Raw genomic sequence first — 23,353 nt, 5'->3', positions numbered from 1 at the left:
TGCGAAAACTTAAAAGCGCCAGTTGAGATTTGCCCAAAGCGTCCTTCCCGGCTCATTGACTCGTTCAATTTGGTCAAAGCCACTTACTGCGGCGCCTGAACGACTTAAATGCTCGGCATAGGTTTTATCGAGCACATTATCTACTCCTGCACTGAGTTGTAATGCATCGCTATATTGATAATTGGTGTTGAGTGCAAGTGTACCAAATCCAGTCGTTGCAGCGATATCCTGACCTGCAATATTCCCTTGTCCAATCGCCACTCTATGCTGGTGTTGTACTAATCTTACCAATCCGCCTAGTTGCCACTTATCGCTTAATTGGTAATTGCTTGCAATACGCAGTTGCAAAGGTGGTTGCTGAGCTAATGCGAGATTGTCAGTAAGGTTATTACCCTTTACATAGTTGATACTTCCGGTGAGTTGTAGCGCTTTGCTCGCTTGCCACATTACTTCACCCTCAAAACCGAAGGTTTCCGCGTCAATATTTCTGGTCACTTTTGACGTCATATTCATCTTTTCAAACATATTGTCGACTAATAAATAGTCGTCAATTTGGTTATAGAACACCGAGAAATTGACGTTAATGGCCTTGAACTGTTTTACCAATCCAGCATCTAATTGCAAGGTCTTTTCAGTATCGACATTAAAGGCAGAAATAGACGTTTCACTTCCTCGACTACCACCGACAACTTCCCAGTAATCGGGAAAACGCTCTGTAACGCCGAAACCGACAAAATAGCTGCTGTTTTCAGACTGTGCTTGATAACGGCTAAATCCGCTGAATAACGTATCGTCTCTTGTTTGTAGGGCGGTTGGGTTTGGTTCCATTGACATCATTGCGTTTATCATGGTCCGATGATCTTCACTTTGCCAATCATCAATGCGTAATCCGCTAACCCATTGGCTGGAGCGACTCAATTGATATTCTAACTCGGCAAATATACCGAGTTGTCTAAACTCAGCATCTATTTGGCGCGGCATCATTTCTACCGGATTGTTGAATTGATCTCGGCTGACTCGATTGCGGTGCTCATTTGCTTGATAATCAGCACCGTAAACAAAAGTATGTTGGGCATTGACTTCTGAAGTCAGAGTAAGGTTTGCGCCATAAGTTTTACGGTCAGGATTGGAGGAGGTTGGGGTTTTCATCATCATGTTAGCAACAAAAGGACGTAAGCTATGATTGTCCATGATGTGGTCGACGTAGTTATAGTATGCGTTGAATGTTAACTCTTCAATCAGAGATGAAAGGGAAGATAATTTGATATTCAGGCCAATATTTTCTCGGTCGAAGAGGCTACCATCCATCATGCGGTCGGCATAGGCAACTTCACCATCGCTCACCCCGTAAGTGATAGAGTAAAAGGCGTCATCGCTTGGGGTATAGGCAAACTCTGTGTCTATATTCCAGCGTTCATACGCTGAGTGAACTTTGGTACCACTACCATCTTCATAATCATCTGCATCACTGTAATTTGCTGCGATCCGAGCGTATCCGCGTTCATTACCAGCCTTGATATCACTGTTAACACTGTGGCGGCCTTGGCTCGAAAGCACCGCATTGGCAAAGCCAATCACTTCAGACATAGTAAGGCGTTTATTTTCACGCTCAAACACCACAGTGGCAGCGCTGTTGCCTGGCCCATACAACACAGTTTGTGGGCCTTTGATGACTTTTAAGGTGTCGTAGGATTGTGGCGTAATATATGCCGTTGGCGGATCCATGCGGCTACCGCAACCACCCAGCGTTTGACCATTATTGGCGATAATCGCAATTCTAGAGCCTGCCATACCGCGAAACACAGGGTCAGCGCTTGCGCCGCCTTTTTTAATTAGTGAGAACCCGGCGATTGAAGAGAGTAAATCCGCGCCATCTTGTGCTGGTAGTGGTTGGCGTACTGCTTTGGTATCCGTTGTTAGCGTAATTGGTGTTTGCATCGGTGCAATAACAACGATTTTTTCAATTTCATCGGCATGAGTTATGGGGGATAAGGAAACAATAGCAAGAGAGAGTAGAGTGCGTTTCATAAGTTCACTTTGAAGTTGTTTTGGTGAACTTATTTTATCGCTATCAGGTGCTTAGCGGGATGCGACAGATTGTCGCATCCTTTGATAGGTTACTCTATCGCTTTTATTTGAGTGTCACTCCAAACTTGCGACTTTTGATATAGCTCTGCGATATTTTGGCTGGTTACGCCAAGAGATTTTGATATGGTTTCAACACTATCCCAATCACCTTTTTCCAGAGATTCTGCAAGGTCTAGATAGATACCAAAAGCACTCGGTTTCTTCAGTAAAGTTGATTTAATTTCTTGAGATAAGGGTAACTTCGTCAATAAACTGGCCATATCGTCATCAAGAATGGCGTCCATCAGTGACATCATACCAACCAAAAATGTACTCCCAGTATCGGAGACTTTGTTGGCCTTAGTTGCTATTGCTTCCATAAAGTGTGCACGCAATAATGAGAGTGAAAGCAGCTCTTTGGGCTTTTCTGTATTAAGCTGTGAAGCAAACAATAATGAGATCAGACGCTTAAGCTCATCACTACCGAGTACAACCAAGGCTTGTTTAATCGTCGATATCTCTGCTCGGCGTTTAAATACGGCACTATTTGCATAACGAAGAAGTTTGTAGCTTAGGTTTACATCACGCTCGAAGACCTGAGTGATCCTAGCAAGGTCGGGCTCAACGCTTGAAGTCTCATAAAGCAATTCAGCCATGGCTAATTCCGAGGGGGCTAGTGCTTTGGTTTTGACCATCTCGGGTTTGGCAAAAAAGAAGCCTTGAAAATATTTGAATCCAAGCGACTTGGCGAGTTCAAACTGCTCGTAGGTTTCTACTTTTTCTGCCACTAAATCAATGTTAGGAAAATCCTGTATCGCGCCTTTAATGGCATGAATTTGGTCAAGGTTAGTCGCCAAAAAGTCGACTTTTATTTGGTCGATATAAGGAAAAAAATGGCGCCACACATTTTGGTGATGGTAATCGTCAAGCGCTAGTGTATAACCTTGCTCTTTTAGCTCTTTGACACAGGCTAAGAGCCGTTTGCCCGGTTGTACTGTTTCTAATATTTCTACAACAACTTGCTCGGGGGCGAGCATTTGTACATAACCTTTAGCAAGTGTTTCTAGGGTGAAGTTAATGTAGGCTGGCTGTTGATTGGTTAAATCATCTAGGCCAAAGGTAAACTGGCTGCCCTCAACTAACCGGCTTGTCGCTTCATCGCCGTCAATTTCGGGAAATACGTTACTTAATCCATCACGAAATAAAAGTTCGTAGCCAATCAATTCCCTTTGGACATCAAAAATTGGCTGACGAGCCGCGTAAAAGTACATAGATACTACCGTCCAAACAAAATGCTATTGGCTTTAATATAAGGTAAAAGCGCAGTCAGGTCACGCTGGGAAATTGAGTTTACAGAATATGGGTAAATACAGAGCATAGGGTGAATGATAATTAACCAGTTGAATTAGGTACAAATAAAATACTATTTTGGTCAATAGTCTCAGGTGGTTGGGTGTATGGTTTGTGCGTGTTATAGTGAGGTCTTTATGTTTTTGGCTTTTATTCAAAGTGAGTTAGAAATCGAATAATTAAGTGATAGAAAAAGCTCACATTTGGAGAAGAGCCCAACTAACAATTTAGGAGGCTAATTTGGAGATTGGTACGATAATCTCTCTCGCACTGTATTTTATTGCGATGCTGGGAATTGGGTTATATGCATATAAAAAGTCGACCAGTGATGTGTCTGGCTACATGTTGGGTGGCCGTAGTCTGCCACCAAGTGTAGCAGCTCTTTCAGCAGGTGCATCCGACATGAGTGGTTGGATCTTGATGGGTCTACCTGGCGCAATGTTCCTCTATGGTTTTAGCAGTACATGGATTGCAATTGGCCTTGTGATTGGTGCTTGGCTCAACTATTTATTGGTCGCTCCGCGCCTGCGTGTTTACACAGAGTATGCAAATGATGCGATCACCATTCCTGACTATTTTGCCAATCGTTTCGAAGATAAAGGAAATGCGTTAAGAATAGTCTCTGCGTTAGTGATCATTGTTTTCTTCACGCTATATACCTCTTCTGGCGTGGTTGCCGGTGGCAAGCTGTTCGAAAGTTCATTTGGCATGAGTTATGAGAGCGGCTTATATATCACAACTAGTGTTGTTGTGCTTTATACTTTATTCGGTGGCTTTTTAGCGGTAAGTCTGACTGACTTTGTCCAAGGCTGTATCATGTTTATCGCTTTGATTTTAGTGCCTGTAGTTACCTTCTCATTACTCGATAATCCACTTTCTCAAACACTGAACGAGTTAAATCCGTCGATGTTAACTTGGGTGGGATCAGCTGGCGCAATAGGCATTATTTCTGCAATGTCTTGGGGTCTTGGATATTTTGGTCAACCCCATATTATCGTGCGCTTTATGTCTGTTCGAAGTGTTAAAGATATGCCAACAGCGCGCCGTATAGGTATGAGCTGGATGATAGTCGCAGCTCTCGGTGCCGTGGGCACTGGTTTGTTTGGTGCTGCTTATGCACATGAGCATGGGATTGTTGTAGACGATGCTGAGACCATTTTCTTGATTTTATCCCAGTTATTGTTTCACCCATTGATTGCGGGATTCTTACTTGCAGCTATTCTTGCCGCAATTATGAGTACCATTTCTTCGCAGTTATTAGTGAGTTCGAGCTCGTTAACTGAAGACTTTTATAAGATATTCTTGAACAAAAATGCTTCGGATAAAGAACTTGTGCTTGTTGGTCGTATCAGTGTACTAGTTGTAGCGCTTGCTGCCATTTATCTTGCGTACGACAGAGATAGCTCGATTCTAGATCTTGTGAGTAATGCTTGGGCTGGTTTTGGTGCGGCATTTGGCCCGCTAGTATTGATAAGCTTATTCTGGTCTCGTATGAACTTTGCTGGAGCACTCGCCGGCATGGTATCTGGTGCGGTGACTGTGTTGGTATGGATCTACGGTCCGTTTACTTATAATGGCGAGCCGCTTAGTGCGACATTATATGAAATTGTCCCAGGATTTATTGTTGCGACAGTCGCTATCTTTGCTGTTAGCCTACTGACCAAGGAACCAAGTAAAGAGATCACTACCTTATTTAATAAAGTAGAAAACGCGCTTGATTAAAGTCGGTTGAAGCGGACAAAAAACGGAGCATTCAGCTCCGTTTTTTATTTCTCAAATATACGTATATACGGCTTAACGAGTCACTTTAAGCGTGTTCTTTCAAGTGGTTAATCACGACTTCATGGTGGTCTTTGGTTTTAAACTTATTGAACACGTGCTTGATGGTACCGTCTTGACCGACTAAGAAAGATAGGCGATGAATACCGTCATACTCTTTACCCATAAATTTCTTTAAGCCCCACACACCAAACTCATCGGCTACCGTGTGGTCTTCATCCGAAAGTAAGTCAAAGTTAAGCTCTTTTTTGTTTTCAAAGTTCTTTAACTTTTTCACAGCATCTGGACTAATGCCAACGGCTACGGTGTTTAATTCAGCCAGTTCAGTTTTGTGGTCACGCAGATTTTCAGCTTGAACGGTACAGCCTGGGGTCAATGCTTTAGGGTAAAAATAGACTAAAACTTGATGTGACTTTAATAAAGTAGCAAGCTCAACGGTCTCGTCGTTTTGGTTTTGCAGTGAGAATAATGGTGCTTTATCACCGACTTTCAAAGTATTCATAGTAAATCCTTAGCGAATGCGTCTGAATATATAGTCTACGTTTAAGGAGTGTGAAAGATCTTCGAACTGAACTTTAAAGTTATCGATATCCACATCTACAGGAATATTAAACTCGAGCTCGCAGCGCATATGTAGCTCGTCTTCTTGCTCAAAGGTATCTGATTTCAGTGAACAAATATTCACCCCTTGCGCTGCGAAATAGCGTGTTACTTTACTTAACGTACCAGGAGTATCTAACCCTTCATATTCCAAAGTATAACCTGCACTGTATTCGCCTTGTTGATGGCTTGCGGTGCGTTTCATCATCGTTAAAAGGCCAAGCTCCATCCCTTTGGCAGGTAAAGTGTGCTCGACACGACTGATAGACGCCATGTCACCGGCAAGTAGCATGATAAAGGTAAACTCATTGCCCAATATTGCAATTCGACTGTCAATAATATTACAGTTGCAGTCACTCACAAGCTGTGTCAATTCGCCAACAATACCAGATCTGTCTTCTCCAATGGCGGTTAAGACAAGTTGATGGTTTGCATGCATGGTCATTTTGGAACCTCTGATTTCACGTAATGCGCTCAAGGTTAATAATTAACGCGAAATACTACCATATCTGAGTTTTAGCGCTAGCGCGTTGTAATAAAAAATAGAATTGTGCTTGCTGGACATGGTTGCTTGTTTTTCTAATGTATGACAAGTAACATAGGGCAAAATTTTGGCTATGAAATACGTGTTCCCAATATATTTGATGGGACATTCGATGTCATAGCACTAACAATTCAGAGATTGTCAATTTTTGGCAACTTTGTGTGAACCAATTCGGCAATCCTAAATCATAACTTTGATTCGAATAATAATAGGGTTTGCTAAGGAGTAAATGAGTGCAGTATTGGATCCCAAAATCACTGGTTCTTGGAATTGCCGTGAGTCTAAGCGGCTGTAGTATTTTCACAAATGATGCACATCATGAAAGAAATTATCGTGCAAATGCTCCGGTGAAAGCCCCTGAAGGCTTGTCTCAACCTTACCGAGATCCTGAGTTTGCCATGCCAGTTGGTCAATATGAGAACACGGCCGAGCCGGTAAGTTATCGTGCACCGCAGCAAGTATTGACGGTTGCGCAAGGTAGTTGGGTCGAGCAGGGTGAAGACGCCGCAAGGATTTATTTTGATAAAAATGATGGGATAGAGGATTTACCAGCATTTATTTGGCGCGCCGTGGACGGCGTCGTCGCAATGCATAACGCTGGGTTTGAAAGTGATAACAAGGCACAAGGGACAGTGACGACAACTTGGTATTCACTGATCCAACCAAAAGACGGCTGGTTTTGGGAAGAAAGTGTAGAGCCGTCTAAGCAAAAATTTAAATTTACCCTTGAACAGAAAGAGCACCAGCGTACCGCATCAATTCGTGCAGAGTTGATAGATTATCAAGGCGATGACGAGTTAACTGCGCTTCAAAAGAACCACTTAGAGGTACGAGCGCTTAATGAAGTTGTGACCGAATTTGACTATCAATATCGTTTACTACAAGTTGAAATGCGTAAGCGCCAAGGTGTACTGGCACTTGAACTTGGGTTTGACAAGAATGGTGATTCGGCGCTGCTGACTGAAAAAGGTCAAGAAGCGGTACTTGATCGCTTCTCTAACTTCCTAGAAAGAAGTAACTTTACGGTTGTTCGTGTCGATAGGGAAAAGCAGGAAGTTTTGGTTCGTTACGAAGCGCCTGAAAGCAGTGTTTGGGATTCTATTTGGGGTGAAGAAGCGGTTGTATTACCGATTGATAATGGTGATTACACGATAAAGATCGCTCAAGCGCAGGACACGCGTACTTCCATTACCTGGAAGGATAGCGAGGGGAAGGTACTTGATGCAAACACCATGAATAACCTGCATCAAGCCTTGATCACTTTGCTAAGGCAAAAAGGTCTAACGATTTAATAAATATAATAATTTAAAAACGAAAAGAGCTTCGGCTCTTTTCTTTGTTTTTGTGGAAGTAAAAAATGACAGAGAGCACTATGACACCACGCTCCACTTTACAAACGTGGTTTGCGTTTATCGTACCGTCATTGATTGGTATTTTTTTGTTTATGACGCCAGTAGCGGTCGGGGAGGCAATGACTATCCCGATTGCAGTGATGGCAAAATGGTTGCAAGCGCAACTAGCCCCTTTTATGAAAGACATGATCGTTGCAATAGTATGTATTACTGGGATCATGAGTCTGGTGGTTAAACTCCTAAGACCCCAAGCGCTATTAAAAATAACCATAATAAGACACCTATTCGATGTAAGCTGGATTTGGTTAATAACCCGACTAGTTGGTATGGTGTTTATTGTGCTTACCTTCAATGGTGTTGGTCCAGAAGCGATCCATTCGGAAAATACAGGGGCGTTAGTGCTCAATGATCTTTTGCCCGTGCTATTTTGTGTATTCATTTTAGCCGGACTATTGCTGCCACTCCTGCTTAACTTTGGCTTGCTTGAGATGGTTGGTACGCTTCTGACCAAAGTGATGCGCCCTTTATTCGGGGTGCCAGGACGTAGTGCAGTAAACTGTGTTGCATCTTGGCTTGGTGATGGCAGTGTCGGTATTTTGATGACCGCTCGCCAATACGAAGATAAGCATTACACACAACGAGAAGCGGCAATCATTGGTACTACATTCTCTGCGGTTTCAATCACTTTTTGCTTAGTCGTTATTGGCCAAGTCAAACTTGAACACCTGTTTGCTCCATTTTATCTTACCGTATGCGCAGCTGGCTTTGTTGCCGCGATTATTGTGCCGCGTTTACCACCGCTCAGATTTAAAAAAGATATTTATGTTGATGGTAGTGATCATAATGAAGATTCTGAAGCTGTGCCTAAAGGGAAGGGGTTGTTTAGCCACTCCCTAGATATAGCGCTTACCAAGGCTAAAACGGCTCCAGGGGTGAAAGGAACACTAGAAGAAGGCCTGCACAACGCATTAGATATGGTGTTTGCTGTGTTACCTGTAGTGATGGCTGTAGGTACTTTTGCGTTGATTATTGCTGAGCATACGCCAGTATTTCAATATTTAGGCACACCTTTCGTTCCTTACCTCGAGCTACTCAATGTGGCAGAGGCAGAAAAGGCCGCGCAGACAATCGTTGTCGGCTTTGCGGATATGTTTATTCCGTCAATTCTTGCCGCAGGTTCCATTGAAAGCGATACCACCCGATTTATCGTTGCTGCCATGAGCGTAACTCAGCTTATTTATATGTCAGAAGTTGGCGCGTTGCTGCTTGGCAGCAAAATCCCGGTGAACTTATGGGAGCTATTCCTAATCTTTATCTTGAGAACACTTGTTACTCTGCCTGTCATCGTCTTCATGGCCAAGTGGTTAGTTGGCTAAAACAGGACACTCAGTAACAGAGTATACTGATAACCCACAATATTTACCCGCCTAAATATTGTGGGTCAGTTGACTAACTTCATACAGATATTCATTATTCTATTTCTCCCCATAACCAATTGGTACTAAAAATAAGCTATTAAATTCCCTCCTCGAGCAATCATCGCTAAAGCTATAGCCTAAGGCACGGGGCCTAAATTGGTATAACTTAAGTTTCAGCCAATGCTTGTATTTTTAATAGGCAATTTTATAAAGAATAGTAAGTATACGAGTTTAGGTTAGTTATAAAATAATGGATTTCAAAATACGGAGGTCACTTTTGATCTAGCCATATCTGAGGTTTTAGGGGGAGCAGAAAATATAGTCATCAGTGTATTAGGCTTTTGAAGCGTAAAAAAGCCCCATTCTAAATGAGGCTTGAGAAAAATTAGTGTTTGACAGGAAAATTATCTAGATGTGTATAAAGTACCTAACACTTCAATTCTAGCTTCAACTACCTTTCCTGATTGCTTCAGTTCAGCAAGTTTACCTAGTAAATCTTGGTTGCTGTTTACACTAACAACAGCAATTCGGCCACCGTCATACGTATTTTCAACAGCAACGCCGTACTCACTTGCTAATTCGCGTGCAGACGCATTGTCTTTCATAAGCAGGTTGATGTTACCAGATACTGGAGCAATCTCACCATTGAATATATTTTTAACTAAAGAGCCTTTAGTAAATAACTGGCTGATAGACGTCGACTTGACTAGCGCTTTTTCACCTTTTTGGCTAATTACAGCACTAGGATCTGCAATGGCTAACGGAACTAATGCATAGTCAGACATAATCTTATAAGCACCAAAATCAGGCTTTTCAAAATTTGCCACTTTGTTTGCTTTCTCCAGTTTAGGAGTCAAGTTGTCTCGAGCCTCTGCTTGAGTTAAGAATAGTGAAGTTGTAATTAATGCCGCGATTTTTAACTTGTTCATAGTATACACTCCAATTACTCAGCAGATTGATGGCCAAAGATACGTACAGCTGCACCCATCAGTTTTGATGGCGTTGAATTGTTTACGTATCCATCGTAGACAATATCACCTGTGCTAGTCGTCGCAAACGACTTGTTTGACACGTCGAACAAGCGAATTGTCCACTCTCCTTTAGCTGACTCACCATAGAAGCTGTTTGATAAAAATACGCCATTTTTTAGGATATAGCCAATCTGGAAGCCAGCACCGCTAAAATCATATGCAGGGCGTATCAGTGCTTGTCTAGATGATAATAAAACGCTTCTCGTACCGCTCGGAGAGATAACTTCAATTGCCAAGTCAGAACCAGCTGTAGACTGTATAACAGCTTCATCATTTTGAATTCCCATACCAAACTCATCGTTAAATACATCCAGTTTGAATTGGATAGCTTCAACGTTGATGTCCTCTGAGACAGTCACTTTGTAAGTGGCACCAACTTCACTGTTATCAGGGATTGCCATCTCTAGAGAATCTTGACCCATTACGGAGCCTTGGCCAATCCAATCTGTAATAACTTCTTCACCAAGTTTAGTTGAGTAAGACTTGGCCATTTTAACTGCTGCACCGGCATCTACACGGCCAAAACCATAAAGGTTATTATGGCTATAGCCAGCTGCGTTTTCTACCCAGCCATCATGCGCGATAAATTCACCAGCGCCTACTGGCACCGTTACTGGCGCATTTTCGGCGTCATTTTTGGTGCTTGTTGACACAATGATATGACGTACATCTCTCCAAGTCAGCTCACTGTTCGCTGATAGGATCAGAGAGATCACGCCTGAAGCGTTTGGTGCTGCAGAAGAGGTTCCATTCATGGTTGAACGGTAATTACAGTTAGGGTTTTCTGGATGTCCAGGGTAATCGAATGGGTATTGGCTTGCAGCGAACTCCTCTCCATAAGCTCCTGTCCAACTGGCGATTGCGCGACCAGTATAACCAGAACTACCACTTAAACATGTCATTGGATCAGTCGTAACCATTGCAGGAGCCCAACGGCCATATTCCCCAGCAGGAGCTGCTGCTAACAGGTTTGCCCCAGCGCTTGAGTAACTAGTATGTTTACCATTTGAGTTAACGGCACCAATAGAGAAATAGTAAGGGTGCCCTTGGCTACTTTCACTGTTGCTATTGTAGCAGGTTAATCCTAAGTCATTTGCACCATTGTCATCACAAAATGAGCCTTCTAAGTCTTCACTTACAAAACTATTACCACTTGATTTTACGTTAGTAGCACCTTTGCCTGAACGAAGCTTCCTGTTTGGATAAGATTCAATTGCTTCATCAAGTTCCGAATAACTAAATTGAACAGGGTAGGTAAGGCCATAGCTGCGGTTGAATACAGAAATAGACTCACTTTCTGTTATCCCAGAGCCAGGAAAGCCATGAACTAAAAGATCTTGCTTTGGTGTCTTGTCACCGCTAGCTAGTAAATTCATTCCGATAAGACCAGTATCAGGCGAAACACCACGGCCGCCTAGGCCGTTCCAGCCTTTAGATGCAATTAGACCTGCAACACTAGTCCCGTGGTCACCATTAGTCGCTGTGCTCGTAGGGTCAGTTTTATCAAGCGCATTGTCAAGTAGGTTAAGAGAGCGATTTGGCAAAACGTTAGGAGCCAAATCTTCATGTCTAATTTCTAGGCCTGAGTCAACGACAACGGCTGTCACACCTTCGCCCGTTACACCCTGGGCAAATGCTGCTGGTACATTCATATCTTCACCAGCGACTAAGATGTTTGATTCTGCATCCGCAAATTCACTATTCCAGTACTCAATCGCTTGTTCTTCAGTCATAATGCCACGACCGACGTAAAGGTCGACCAAGCCTTTTTTCATCGCATCACTCAGTGCGTAAGCCTTTTGACCCGTATTATTTAGGTGCCATTGCTGGTAAGCAAGAGGGTCAGTTAGTGATGCTGGGATCTCAATACTACCGTTGGCTGACTTTCCTTTTGCAGTAACAGTGTACTTAATAGTTGCCGCTTCGCCAGATATTGGCAAGTAATCAAAAGCGGTTAGACTTTTTAGCGTTAAAATACCATGAGGAAAAGTGTAAACATTATCTACAGGCGAAATCTCTGTCTCACCGTCAAATATTGTAATTGATAGATTGTCACTATCTGCGTCGGAGGCTTGAATTGAGCCCGAAATGGTCTGCCAATGTTTTACATTTTCTAGCTGGGTAACACCAGCCTGAGGTGCATGATCTAGCTCTTGAGCTGAACTATTATTGTTGTTATCGCTTCCACCACAAGCTGATAGTGCTACTACTATCGCTGCGGATAAAGCGGTGTATTTGAATTTATTGTTATTCATATTATTTACCTTTGTACACTTTGCAGTAACGAATGTACTCAAGTAAATTAATGTTAGCAATTATATAATTTTAAGTTTTGTAAATAAAGTGTAATCAGAGGTGTTTTTTTATCATTTAATTCAATTGGTTATCTTCTTTGAAAACAAATGTAAACAGTAACAAGAGATGAAAAAATTAACCAGAAAGGACTCCTTTCCTTTGCCTAGTAGCGTTATTAGCCGTATTCTTTTATAAGTTATTTATATCTTTTTTAACTTGATAACCTTCATCGGTAACAATTTGCTCCAGTGTTGCCACTCTTGCTTTTAATGCAGTAATCTCTGAGTGTAGCTCATCATGCACCTTTGTTCTTTGTGCGTCTATTTTTTTAAATTCCAAGCGGCGTTTATAGATTTCGCTAATTATTCCTCCACCAACACTAATAAGTACAATCAAAAAAACCATTGTAGTGCCTGACATAGCCAATTTACTCCTTTTTGTTGATAAGTAATATCATGACGAATTCATTGTAGTGACGATAAAAAATGGCATCATGATTTACCATCATGATGCCATTAAGTCATCTGTAAAGTGAACTGACAATTGTCAACTAGCACTCAATAATGTTTACCGCCAATCCACCGCGCGCGGTTTCCTTGTATTTAGTTTTCATATCGTTACCGGTATCAAGCATCGTTTTAATCACTTTATCTAGTGATACTTTTTGATCGCCCGTTCCGCGCAAAGCAAGACGAGAAGCATTAATGGCTTTAATAGAACCCATTGCATTGCGCTCAATACACGGAACTTGCACAAGCCCACCGACAGGATCGCAGGTTAGGCCTAGATTATGCTCCATACCAATCTCAGCGGCGTTCTCAACGTGTACTACGTTACCACCCATGATTTCGGTAAGAGCGCCAGCAGCCATTGAACACGCAACACCTACTTCACCTTGGCATCCAACTTCAGCGCCAGATATAGAGGCATTCTTCTTATATAAGATCCCAATCGCCGCTGCGGTAAGTAGATAACGTGTGGCAATCTCTATATCCACTTCTTTGATAAAAGTGTGATAGTACATTAACACCGCTGGAAGAATACCGGCTGCACCATTGGTTGGTGCGGTTACTACGCGGCCGCCCGCTGCATTTTCTTCATTAACTGCAAGTGCAAACAAATCCACCCAATCCATTGCGCGCAGTGGATCTTGGTGCGTTTCTACACTGAGTTTTAAATACAGGCTAGGTGCACGACGACGAACCTTTAAACCGCCCGGTAAAATACCTTCGGTTTTCATACCACGTTCAATACAAGCTTTCATTACTTGCCAGATGTGGAATAGCGTTTCTTTGATTTCAGATTCTTTACGTAGCGTTTTCTCGTTGGCCATCATTAACGAAGACACACTGAGACCAGACTCTTTACACATTTCCAGTAGTTCGGCGGCTGAATTGAATGGGTAAGGTGCCGGGTTTTCTGTTCTGATATCTAGCGCAGCTTGCTTTTCAGCTTCAAAATTCTGATCGGTAACGATAAAGCCACCACCAATCGAATAGTAAATTTGGCTATGAGCAAGCTCTTCGCCTTTATACGCTTTGATTTCCATTGCATTGGAGTGCTTAGGCAGCGTTTTTCGACGGTGAAAAACAATCGCGCCTTGCTTAGGAAATTTTACTTTATGTTGCTTGTCGAGATAGATAACCTGTTCATTTTCTATGGTTTCTAAGATCTCTGGTACTAGATCTGCATCTATGGTCTCAGGATCGTAACCCGCAAGTCCCAAAATAACAGCTTTGCCAGAGCCGTGGCCAATACCTGTTTGGCCTAAAGAACCGAACAGTTCCACTTTCACCGAAGTGATATCATCAACGATGCCTTGTGCCTGAAGGTCTTGTACGAATAACCTAGAAGCACGCATTGGTCCCACTGTATGAGAGGAAGAAGGTCCAATACCGATACTAAACATATCGAATGCACTGATCATAAATTTTACTCACATTGCCTTTAAAACGGACGCCATCATAACGTGTCTACTTAGGGAAGTAACCCATAATCGGCAAAAGTATATGCCAGTTTTGCAGTAAGCATGATAGAAAGGTCTCTAATCTGCAAGGTGGAGGTGGATTTTAAAAAAGGTCTTACCAGTTAAGGGCTAAAATAGGGCGGTGAACTGTTTGACGATTTTTGCCGTTGCGCCCCACAGTAAGCCATGTGGTGTCATAAATCCGTCGAGTGAAACGGGTTTGCCTTTATTGGTAAAATGGAAGGTTCGCCAATTCTTGGCCGTGCTTAATTGGTTTAATGGCACTGTAAAGGTTTGTTGTACTTCGTCGCTTTGATTCACCCAAGTCGCATCTTGTTGTACAGAAGCAACAACGGGGGTGATTTGGTAACCGGTGAGCGTTTGCATAAACGGCAATATGCCCAGTACTTGAGACTCAGAGATTGTCAGACCTATCTCTTCTTCGGTTTCGCGCAGTGCTGTGTTGATGATATTGCTATCTTGTTGTTCGACTTTGCCGCCAGGAAAGCAAATTTGATTCGGGTGGCTCGGCAATTCGCTGCTGCGTTTGCAAAACAACAGGTGGGCTCGAGCGTTTACATCAACAATGGGAATAAGCACCGCACTTTGCTTTAGAGTATGCAGTGAGGTTGGTGTTTGCGCCATGATGGGCGCCAACATAAATTGCGATATTACCTGATCAATCTTCATTTAATACCGGGAGAATTTTATTCACTTTGTGGTAAGTCTCTTCAAACTCTAACTGTACTTGAGAGTCTTTGACTATGCCACCACCTGCCCAGCAATGTATCTTATTTTGATGACAAACTAGGGTTCTGATAGTGATAGAGGTATCCATGTTGCCACAGGCGCTGAGGTAACCAATTGAGCCGCAATAAACGCTGCGTCTGTGAGGCTCGAGCTCTTCGATGATCTCCATGGCGCGGATCTTAGGTGCACCTGTTATGGAGCCACCGGGGAAGGCGGCTTCGAGTTGATCAACAGCACATTTTCCTTCTGCCAGTTTGGACGTTACCGTACTGACTAGATGGTGAACAGCAGGGAAGCTCTCGATAGCGAAGAGTGATGGAACCGCGACAGAACCCGGCTTGGCCACTTTACCCAAGTCGTTACGTAGTAGGTCTACTATCATGACATTCTCGGCTCGGTCTTTGCTGCTGTTTCTCAGTTTTTCAGCTTGCGCTTTATCGGCGTCAGTATTTGGTAACCTTGGCAGGGTGCCTTTAATCGGTTTAGTTTCTACAATATTGTTTTTAACTTGGATGAAGCGCTCTGGCGACACAGAAACAATAGCACTATTGCCTAAGTTAAAAAATGCTGAGAAAGGCGCTTGGTTGTGGTTTCGAAGCTTTTTATACGCGAGCCACGGAGTGCCTTCAAAGTTAGCAGTGAATCGCTGTGCTAGGTTTATTTGATAGCAGTCGCCACTTAACAAATAAGATTGAATGCGCTCAAAGTTTTGCTCGTATTGTGCTCTAGTCATGTTTGACTGCCATTGTGACGTCAGTCTAAATGGCTCGAACGCTGAGGCGTCTTTGAGCCGCTGCAAATACATTTCTAGCCTTTGTGTATCAGGTTGCGACACATAAAACCAAGTTTTGTGTACTTTGTCATAAATTAGCGCGTCTGGATACAAACCAACACAGGCGTCGGGTAGCTTAATATCATGTTCCGCACAATGTGGTATGTGTTCAATATAACGGCCGAGATCATAGCCAAAATAACCAAGCCAACCGCCGTTAAAAGGTAAATCATAAGGAGCACTGTAATTACTAAACTGGGCAAGCTTACCTTTCATCACAGTGAAAATAGAATTACTCTGCAGTTCGCCGTCTAAAAATACATTTCCGTCTTTAGCTTCAAGCAAATTAATTGGTGCAATCGCAATGATATCGTAGCGGCTATTGATGTGATCAGAGTCGCTTGAATCTAACAGGATAGCCTGAGATTCGTTTGCAAAGTGTTCAAATAATTCTAGTGCATTGTGCCTAATGTCTAATTTCGTACAGTTTATTCGCTCGTTTATCATTTACTTGACCTGCAAAGCTAGCCCCAAACGGGCGGGGAGGTTATCATAGTTACCTGCTATTCCATAGTTTAAGGTATTGAAATTGACTTTCTGACGCTGAATAACAACAATTGCCAGCGAAAGTTTCAATACCAAAAAATACCGTCGAAAATTGAGGAACCGTCATGAGTACAATCCGTCAGCAAGACTTTATTGATAGCATTGAAGATGCGCTTCAATATATCTCATTTTACCACCCACTTGATTTTGTCCAAGCATTAGAAAAAGCCTACGAAAAAGAAGAAAGTAAGGCCGCGAAAGATGCAATTGCACAGATCTTAATTAACTCACGCATGTCAGCAGAAGGTAAGCGCCCGCTGTGTCAAGACACTGGGATAGTAACTTGCTTTGTTAAAGTCGGTATGGACGTTAAGTGGGATAAAACTGACTTGACGGTACAACAAATGGTAGATGAGGGAACTCGTCGTGCCTATATGAACCCAGATAACCCGCTACGTGCATCAATCGTTGCCGATCCAGCAGGTAGCCGTAAAAACACCAAAGACAATACGCCTTCGGTAGTACACATTGACTTAGTACCTGGTGCTGAAGTTGAAGTGATGATTGCAGCGAAGGGGGGCGGCTCTGAAAACAAAACTAAAATGGTGATGCTAAATCCATCAGATGATGTTGCAGAGTGGGTAGAAAAAACATTACCGACAATGGGGGCTGGTTGGTGTCCTCCGGGCATGCTAGGTATAGGTATCGGTGGTACAGCAGAGAAAGCGGCTGTACTGGCAAAAGAATCCTTAATGGATCCGGTTGATATCCATGAGCTGATGGAACGCGGTGCCGAAACTGCAGAAGAAAAACTGCGTCTAGAAATTTTTGAACGTGCAAATAAGCTAGGCATTGGCGCACAAGGCCTTGGTGGTTTAACAACCGTTGTTGACGTTAAAATCAAAACAGCACCAACACACGCAGCGTCTAAGCCAGTGGTAATGATCCCTAACTGTGCCGCTACACGCCACGTACATTTCACACTAGATGGTTCAGGTCCTGCAGATCTAAAAGCACCAAAGCTCGAAGATTGGCCAGAAGTGACTTGGGAAGTAGGTGAAGATACGCGTCGTGTCAATTTAGATACTTTGACCAAAGCAGATATCCAAGAATGGAAAATGGGTGAAACTGTCCTGCTTTCTGGCAAGATCTTAACTGGTCGAGATGCAGCGCATAAACGTCTGCAAGAAATGATGAATTCTGGTCAAGGCTTGCCAGAAGGTGTCGATTTCACTAATAAGTTCATCTATTACGTGGGTCCTGTGGATGCTGTTGGCGATGAAGTCGTGGGACCTGCAGGTCCTACCACATCTACACGTATGGATAAGTTTACTGATCTAATGTTAGAGAAAACGGGTCTTATCGGCATGATCGGTAAAGCCGAGCGCGGTCCAGCAACTGTCGAGTCAATCAAACAGAATAAAGCCGTATACCTTATGGCTGTAGGTGGCGCAGCGTACTTAGTGGCTAAGGCAATTAAGAAATCTCGTGTTGTGGCGTTTGAAGACTTAGGTATGGAAGCTATTTATGAATTTGAAGTAGAAGACATGCCGGTGACGGTTGCCGTTGATAGCAATGGTGAGAATGCGCATACCCAAGGCCCTGCAATTTGGAAAGCACGAATTGAAGAGTTAGATAGCAAACTTAGTTGATCAGTTTTGCGTTAGTGGAGAGCATATAGGTACTTTCCACTTAAATATTTGTCTTCGGTGTTAAAGTGACGATCCGAAGCATTATTGAGGAGGCTAGCAGCCTCCTTTTTTGTACTGATATGTTTACAATGCTTATTAGCCTTCCGTTTACGTAAACAGTAACTTCAGAAAAGCTCAATAAGTTAAATTAAAATTCCTTTAAGGTTTTTACTTTTGGTTTGTTTTTCCTTTTTCTTCTTTTCTTTTGAATTAAATATTTGTATTTGCTTTGAATTGGGTTTATATCATCTCAATTTGTGGAATGGTGCTAGAGTTAGTGATAGAGTCTTGCCAATTTCAGCGCTATTTGCCCTTAGTGTGGTATTGAACGCAAAGTCACACCTAAGAGCTTACCCGTATGGGATAGATAATTTTTGGAGAAGAAGAAAGTGGCTGTATTTAACCAAGTTGAATTTGATAACCATGAACAAGTCGTATTCTGTTCAGACGAAGCATCAGGCCTTAAAGCTATTATCGCGGTACATAACACTAAGCTAGGTCCAGCTGTAGGTGGCTGTCGTCTATGGAATTATGCCTCTGATGAAGACGCAGTATATGATGTACTGCGTCTGTCTAAAGGGATGACATATAAGAATGCGGTTGCACGTTTACCATTTGGTGGTGGCAAATCTGTCATTATTGGCGATGCTAAGACTATCAAGTCAGAAGCGCTATTCAGAGCATTTGGTAAACACCTAGACCGCCTAGGTGGTAGTTACTATTCAGCTGAAGATGTAAACATCACAACCGGTGATGTAATGGTAATGCATAAAGAAACTAACTACGTAATGGGCCTCGAAGGTAAAAGCGGTAACCCTTCTCCATATACTGCGTTAGGCACATTCCTTGGAATTAAAGCAGCTTACCAACACAAGTATGGTCATCAAGATTTGGCTGGTATCAAAGTTGCCGTGCAGGGCTTGGGTGCAGTTGCTTACACTTTATGTAAGCACCTCCATGAAGCGGGTGCAGAGCTATTTGTTACTGATATCAACGAAGAGTCAGTACAAAGAGTGGTCAATGATTTCAATGCTACTGCTGTTGGTATTGATGAAATCTATGATCTAGATGTTGATGTATATGCGCCGTGTGCACTAGGTGCTACGGTAAATGACGATACTATTCCACGTATCAAAGCCACAATTATTGCAGGATGTGCAAACAACCAGCTTGCAGAGTCTCGTCATGGTGAGATCATTCGTGAAAAAGGTGTTCTTTATGCGCCAGATTACGTGATCAACGCTGGTGGAATCATCAATGTTTACTATGAAACAAAACCTGAAGGTTATGATGAGGCTGCAGCGACTAAACACGTAGAAGGCATCTACGACACGCTAACTGAAATCTTTAAGCGTTCTGAAGATGAGAAAGTTTCAACGCATATTATTGCTGATAAATTAGCTCAAGAGATTATTGAAAACGGTCTATAATAAAAACGCCGTTTAATTACCAGAGAGGGGCATGAGCCCCTTTTTTTGTATGAAAAAGAAATTATCTCTTGATACTTGGCCCCGCCAAGAACATTTTTCCTTCTTCAATGATTTTACCCAGCCATATTTTACAGTCACCGTCAGCTTACAAATGGAAAGAGTTTATGAAATGAGTAAGCGTAATACAGTGCCGTTTTCTCTTAGCTGCCTGTATGCACTGCAGTTGGCTTTGCAAAGCTATGCGCCCATTCGTTACCGAATCGAAGCGGGGACAGTAGTCGAATATGATGTGGTAGAAATTAGCAGTGTTTTTCTGCGGAAGGATGAAACCTTCAGATTTGTAAGGCTTGCCCCTGAAACCGATTTCAAGCGCTTTATTAGTGCCAATTTGCATAGTAAAACTGAGCAATTAAATGGGCCGCTTGTCAGCGAGCAATTTTAACGGAAAGTCAGGTGCCAAATTGCGTTCATGTATCTATACTTCCATGGCTATCTTTTTCCAGTTTTGGTCATGCAAGGCACAGTAGAGATGACTTCGGTATCCCAAAATTTGTGTTCGGAAAATACAATAAAGCAGATGGTACGATGCCATTTTGTATCGAAGTCCACCACGCCTTAATGGATGGCCTACACGTCGCTGAATTCGTTCAAATTCTACAGGAAAAAATAGATCAAGCGATTTGGGACAGATAAACAAATTTTGCGTTAGTTCGCAGAAGATGAAATAATTTGCGTTCTGTGCAATGAGTAATTTTGACTATACTACTGTTTTTATAGATTATTCATAAGTTCTATTTGGAATATCTATTCAATTTATTGGAATAAATCTGATGTAAAATATTGTAAACAGCGTATGCAAAAGGTTGGTTTTGCGAGGGTTGTGTATATTTTGCTGTGTTTTTGATGTTAATTTTTTGTTTTGTATATAATTATTACTTATTTATAGACAAAAAATGTTTTCACAGTGAAGTTGACACATCGTGTTGCATTTAGCATTATTGGACAGTTGATATCTGTCAAATGATATCAGGGTTGCTCTTACGTTGGTGAGAGCGCGAAAATTATAAAAGTAACATTACTTAATTGGTTGGGAACTATGTCTGTTAAAATCAGAAAGAGCCTTGTAGCTACGGCGCTTTTAGGCGCGACAGCTTTTGCAAGCAGCAATGTGATTGCAGATCCTTTGAATGACATACAAAAAGTAGGTCAACAAACTCAAACGGCTGCTAAAAAGTCTCAAGAAAAGATTGATAACCTTTACGGTCAGTCTCAAGAAATGATCGCGGAATATCGTGGTCTAGTTGAAGAAGCAGAACTGCTTAAAGTGTATAACGATCACGTTGCACGTCTTGTAGCAGATCAAAATGCAGGTATTGAGTCTCTTGAGCGTCAAATTGGTACTATTGACAAGACAAAACAGGACGTTGTGCCTTTGATGTATCGCATGATCGATACGCTTGAGCAATTCATCAAAGCGGACGTTCCGTTTAATCAAGAAACACGTCTAGAGCGCGTTGAGAAACTTCGCAGCATCATGACTAACTCATCTGTAACTACTTCTGAGAAGTTCCGTCAAGTGCTTGAAGCTTACACGATTGAAACTGACTACAGTACAACTATCGTTGCGAGCCAAGGTTCTCTTGAACAAAACGGCAAAAACATCAATGTTGACTTCGCACGCCTTGGCCGTATCGCATATGTAGCTCAGTCGTTCGACCAAAAACACGCTTGGGTTTGGAACAACAACACTAAGCAGTGGGAACAACTTGGCGAAGAATATCTTAAGCCAGTTAAGAGCATGATCCGTATTGCACGTAAGCAAGCGGCTCCTGAACTTATCGATCTACCTATCTTTGGCGCGGAGTAATTAATGATGAAGAAACTATTTAAAGGTTTTGCAGTTGCTGCAGCGTTAACAGTTTCTGCTGGTGCCGCGCTAAATGCACACGCAAACACTGAAGCCTTGGACAAAATCCTAGAGCAGGTTAAACAAAACCGTATTTCTGAAGGCAAAATCAACAAGCAACGTGAGCAAGAGTTTTTAAACGATCGTGCTGACAAACAAGCATTGTTGAACAAAGCGAAGCGTGAATTGGCTGCAGAAAAAGCACGCGGTGAGCGTTTAAATGAACAGTTCAAACAAAATGAAATCACACTTGCTGAAAAAGAAGTTGAGCTAGAAAATGCCAAAGGTACACTTGGTGAAATGTTCGGTGTTGTACGTCGTTCAGCTGCTGACGCTATCGGTTCAATCGAAGCTTCACTTGTAAGTGCTGAAAAGCCAGGACGTGCTGAAGTTCTTCGTTCACTAGCTGAAGCGAAAGAGCTGCCAACTACTCGTGAACTTGAAGACCTTTGGATTGCTTTCCAAACTGAAATGACTGAATCAGCTAAAGTTTCTAAGTTTGAAGCTGAAGTTGCTGAGCTAAATGGTGACGTAAACGTTAAAGAAGTAACACGTGTTGGTAACTTTAACCTAGTTACTAAAGACGGCTACGTTATTTACGATGCTGAGAACAAGCAAATTGTTCCTCTTGGTAAGCAGCCAAGCGGTGAACTAGGTGGTGTTGAACGTCTAATCGGTGCATCTGCTGATAAATTCGTAATGGTTGCAGTCGACCCGACTCGTGGTTCATTACTACAACTTAATACTCAACGTGCAACGATGGAAGAGCGCTGGCACCAAGGTGACACGGTTGGTTACATCATTACAGCACTACTTATCTTAGGTGCATTGATTGCTATCGTTCGTATGCTAGACCTATTCATTGTTAGTGGCAAAATCAAAGCGCAAATCAAAAACGCAAATAACCCTAACACAAACAACCCACTTGGTCGTATCTTGAAAGTTTATCACGACAACAAAGACCAAGACGTTGAAAACCTAGAGCTTAAGCTTGATGAAGCTATCCTACGTGAAACTCCACGTATCGAGATGGGTGTAAACATCATCAAGATCCTAGCGGCTATCGCGCCACTACTAGGTCTACTAGGTACGGTTGTTGGTATGATCATGACATTCGAATCAATCACACTTTACGGTACTGGTGATCCGAAGATCATGGCAGGTAACATCTCCCTAGCGCTAGTAACAACAGCACTAGGCCTTATTGCAGCTCTACCTCTAATTCTACTTCACGCTGTTGTGCATGGTCGTAGTAAAGCGGTTTTACACATCCTAGATGAGCAAAGCGCAGGTATTGTTGCTACTCACGCGGAGAAGGAGAAAGCCTAATGTTAGTCCTGATGGAGATATGGGAATCTATCAGGGATTTTGTTGCTACAGGCGGCGATGTATTATACGTGGTCGCAATGGCACTCTTTCTAATGTGGGTTTTAATGATTGAGCGCTATTGGTTCCTACTCGGCGAATTTCCTAAAATGCATAAGGAAATCGTCGCTAAGTGGGACGCCCGCCAAGATACTACGTCTTGGTACGCACACAGAATCCGCGATGCTTGGATTTCTGAAGCGTCTGAAAAATTAGATGAGCGCATGTTGATTATCAAAACATTGGTTGCAATGTGTCCATTAATCGGTCTTTTAGGTACAGTGACAGGTATGATCACCGTATTTGAAACAATGGCTACTCAAGGTACGGGTAACGCGCGATTAATGGCTTCAGGCATTTCAATGGCTACGGTACCAACAATGGCTGGAATGGTTGCGGCACTATCAGGTGTTTTCTTTAGCACGCGTCTAGAAGCACGTGCGAAAATGGCTAAAGAGAAGCTAGTTGATAGCTTGCCTCATCACTAGAGA

Annotated in this window: 20 protein-coding genes; 10 read left to right on the top strand and 10 right to left on the bottom strand. The window is 42.5% G+C overall.

From position 1 onward, the window contains the following. Positions 1-9: 9 nt before the first annotated feature. Positions 10-2,028, bottom strand: a complete 2,019-nt coding sequence (locus L3V43_RS15345; RefSeq protein ID WP_237116920.1) for a TonB-dependent copper receptor — start codon at positions 2,026-2,028, stop codon at positions 10-12. An 89-nt stretch (positions 2,029-2,117) separates the two neighbouring features. Then, positions 2,118-3,338: an HDOD domain-containing protein gene (locus L3V43_RS15340; RefSeq protein ID WP_010606386.1), complete on the bottom strand. Its 1,221-nt coding sequence runs from the start codon at positions 3,336-3,338 to the stop codon at positions 2,118-2,120. A 319-nt stretch (positions 3,339-3,657) separates the two neighbouring features. Here L3V43_RS15340 and putP point away from each other — a divergent pair, with 319 nt between their 5' ends. Next, entirely contained in the window at positions 3,658-5,139 is a 1,482-nt protein-coding gene (gene putP / locus L3V43_RS15335) for a sodium/proline symporter PutP (protein ID WP_235368045.1), read from the top strand. Positions 5,140-5,224: 85 nt separating this feature from the next. Here putP and bcp read toward each other — a convergent pair whose 3' ends face one another. After that, on the bottom strand, positions 5,225-5,698 hold the full coding sequence (bcp, locus tag L3V43_RS15330) for a thioredoxin-dependent thiol peroxidase (protein WP_102056502.1): 474 nt from the start codon (positions 5,696-5,698) through the stop codon (positions 5,225-5,227). 9 nt (positions 5,699-5,707) lie between these two features. After that, entirely contained in the window at positions 5,708-6,241 is a 534-nt protein-coding gene (locus L3V43_RS15325; RefSeq protein WP_010606389.1) for an ACT domain-containing protein, read from the bottom strand. A gap of 332 nt (positions 6,242-6,573) precedes the next feature. On the opposite strand from L3V43_RS15325, the gene bamC reads away from it, so the two are divergent. Together bamC and L3V43_RS15315 are read left to right on the top strand one after the other, a co-directional pair. After that, positions 6,574-7,632, top strand: a complete 1,059-nt coding sequence (gene bamC, locus L3V43_RS15320) for an outer membrane protein assembly factor BamC (protein WP_206471591.1) — start codon at positions 6,574-6,576, stop codon at positions 7,630-7,632. A 65-nt stretch (positions 7,633-7,697) separates the two neighbouring features. After that, the gene (locus L3V43_RS15315) at positions 7,698-9,068 is read left to right on the top strand and encodes a YjiH family protein (protein WP_010606391.1); all 1,371 of its coding nucleotides are present in this window, start codon (positions 7,698-7,700) and stop codon (positions 9,066-9,068) included. A gap of 446 nt (positions 9,069-9,514) precedes the next feature. Here L3V43_RS15315 and L3V43_RS15310 read toward each other — a convergent pair whose 3' ends face one another. The 6 genes from L3V43_RS15310 to pabB all read right to left on the bottom strand — a co-directional run bounded on the left by L3V43_RS15310 (position 9,515) and on the right by pabB (position 16,431). Continuing rightward, the gene (locus L3V43_RS15310) at positions 9,515-10,039 is read right to left on the bottom strand and encodes a hypothetical protein (RefSeq protein WP_010606392.1); all 525 of its coding nucleotides are present in this window, start codon (positions 10,037-10,039) and stop codon (positions 9,515-9,517) included. 14 nt (positions 10,040-10,053) lie between these two features. Then, positions 10,054-12,396, bottom strand: coding sequence for a S8 family serine peptidase (locus L3V43_RS15305; protein ID WP_237116921.1), 2,343 nt, complete (start codon positions 12,394-12,396; stop codon positions 10,054-10,056). Between the two features lie 229 nt (positions 12,397-12,625). Further along, entirely contained in the window at positions 12,626-12,856 is a 231-nt protein-coding gene (locus L3V43_RS15300; RefSeq protein WP_102056505.1) for a hypothetical protein, read from the bottom strand. 130 nt (positions 12,857-12,986) lie between these two features. Then, complete coding sequence (locus tag L3V43_RS15295) at positions 12,987-14,363, bottom strand: L-serine ammonia-lyase (protein ID WP_010606395.1); 1,377 nt, start codon at positions 14,361-14,363, stop codon at positions 12,987-12,989. Between the two features lie 168 nt (positions 14,364-14,531). Continuing rightward, on the bottom strand, positions 14,532-15,092 hold the full coding sequence (locus L3V43_RS15290) for a CoA pyrophosphatase (protein ID WP_237116922.1): 561 nt from the start codon (positions 15,090-15,092) through the stop codon (positions 14,532-14,534). Continuing rightward, positions 15,082-16,431 carry an aminodeoxychorismate synthase component I gene (pabB, locus tag L3V43_RS15285; RefSeq protein ID WP_237116923.1) on the bottom strand — a complete coding sequence of 450 codons (1,350 nt, stop codon included), beginning with the start codon at positions 16,429-16,431 and terminating at the stop codon, positions 15,082-15,084. Before pabB ends, L3V43_RS15290 begins: the two co-directional genes overlap by 11 nt. Before the next feature lie 164 nt (positions 16,432-16,595). On the opposite strand from pabB, the gene L3V43_RS15280 reads away from it, so the two are divergent. The 7 genes from L3V43_RS15280 to L3V43_RS15255 all read left to right on the top strand — a co-directional run bounded on the left by L3V43_RS15280 (position 16,596) and on the right by L3V43_RS15255 (position 23,350). After that, positions 16,596-18,122, top strand: coding sequence for a fumarate hydratase (locus L3V43_RS15280; RefSeq protein WP_010606398.1), 1,527 nt, complete (start codon positions 16,596-16,598; stop codon positions 18,120-18,122). Between the two features lie 428 nt (positions 18,123-18,550). Continuing rightward, positions 18,551-19,591 carry a Glu/Leu/Phe/Val dehydrogenase gene (locus tag L3V43_RS15275; protein WP_102056509.1) on the top strand — a complete coding sequence of 347 codons (1,041 nt, stop codon included), beginning with the start codon at positions 18,551-18,553 and terminating at the stop codon, positions 19,589-19,591. A 49-nt stretch (positions 19,592-19,640) separates the two neighbouring features. Continuing rightward, positions 19,641-20,033 (top strand): CatA-like O-acetyltransferase, encoded by a 393-nt coding sequence (locus L3V43_RS23720; RefSeq protein WP_267135046.1) that lies wholly within the window; start codon positions 19,641-19,643, stop codon positions 20,031-20,033. An 11-nt stretch (positions 20,034-20,044) separates the two neighbouring features. Next, positions 20,045-20,284: a CatA-like O-acetyltransferase gene (locus L3V43_RS23715; RefSeq protein ID WP_346656525.1), complete on the top strand. Its 240-nt coding sequence runs from the start codon at positions 20,045-20,047 to the stop codon at positions 20,282-20,284. A 403-nt stretch (positions 20,285-20,687) separates the two neighbouring features. After that, a complete protein-coding gene (locus L3V43_RS15265; RefSeq protein WP_138582638.1) occupies positions 20,688-21,458 on the top strand; it encodes a DUF3450 domain-containing protein in 771 nt (256 codons plus the stop codon). Positions 21,459-21,464: 6 nt separating this feature from the next. Beyond that, positions 21,465-22,826, top strand: a complete 1,362-nt coding sequence (locus L3V43_RS15260; RefSeq protein ID WP_237116945.1) for a MotA/TolQ/ExbB proton channel family protein — start codon at positions 21,465-21,467, stop codon at positions 22,824-22,826. Continuing rightward, complete coding sequence (locus L3V43_RS15255) at positions 22,826-23,350, top strand: MotA/TolQ/ExbB proton channel family protein (RefSeq protein ID WP_237116924.1); 525 nt, start codon at positions 22,826-22,828, stop codon at positions 23,348-23,350. The genes L3V43_RS15260 and L3V43_RS15255 overlap by 1 nt, the downstream gene beginning before the upstream one ends. Positions 23,351-23,353: the final 3 nt, after the last annotated feature.

The organism is Pseudoalteromonas sp. L23 (genome assembly GCF_021728455.1).
In the GTDB taxonomy this organism is placed as follows: domain Bacteria; phylum Pseudomonadota; class Gammaproteobacteria; order Enterobacterales; family Alteromonadaceae; genus Pseudoalteromonas.
Note: the sequence above shows the minus strand (reverse complement) of the source record. Positions and strands in the feature narration are given on the sequence as shown.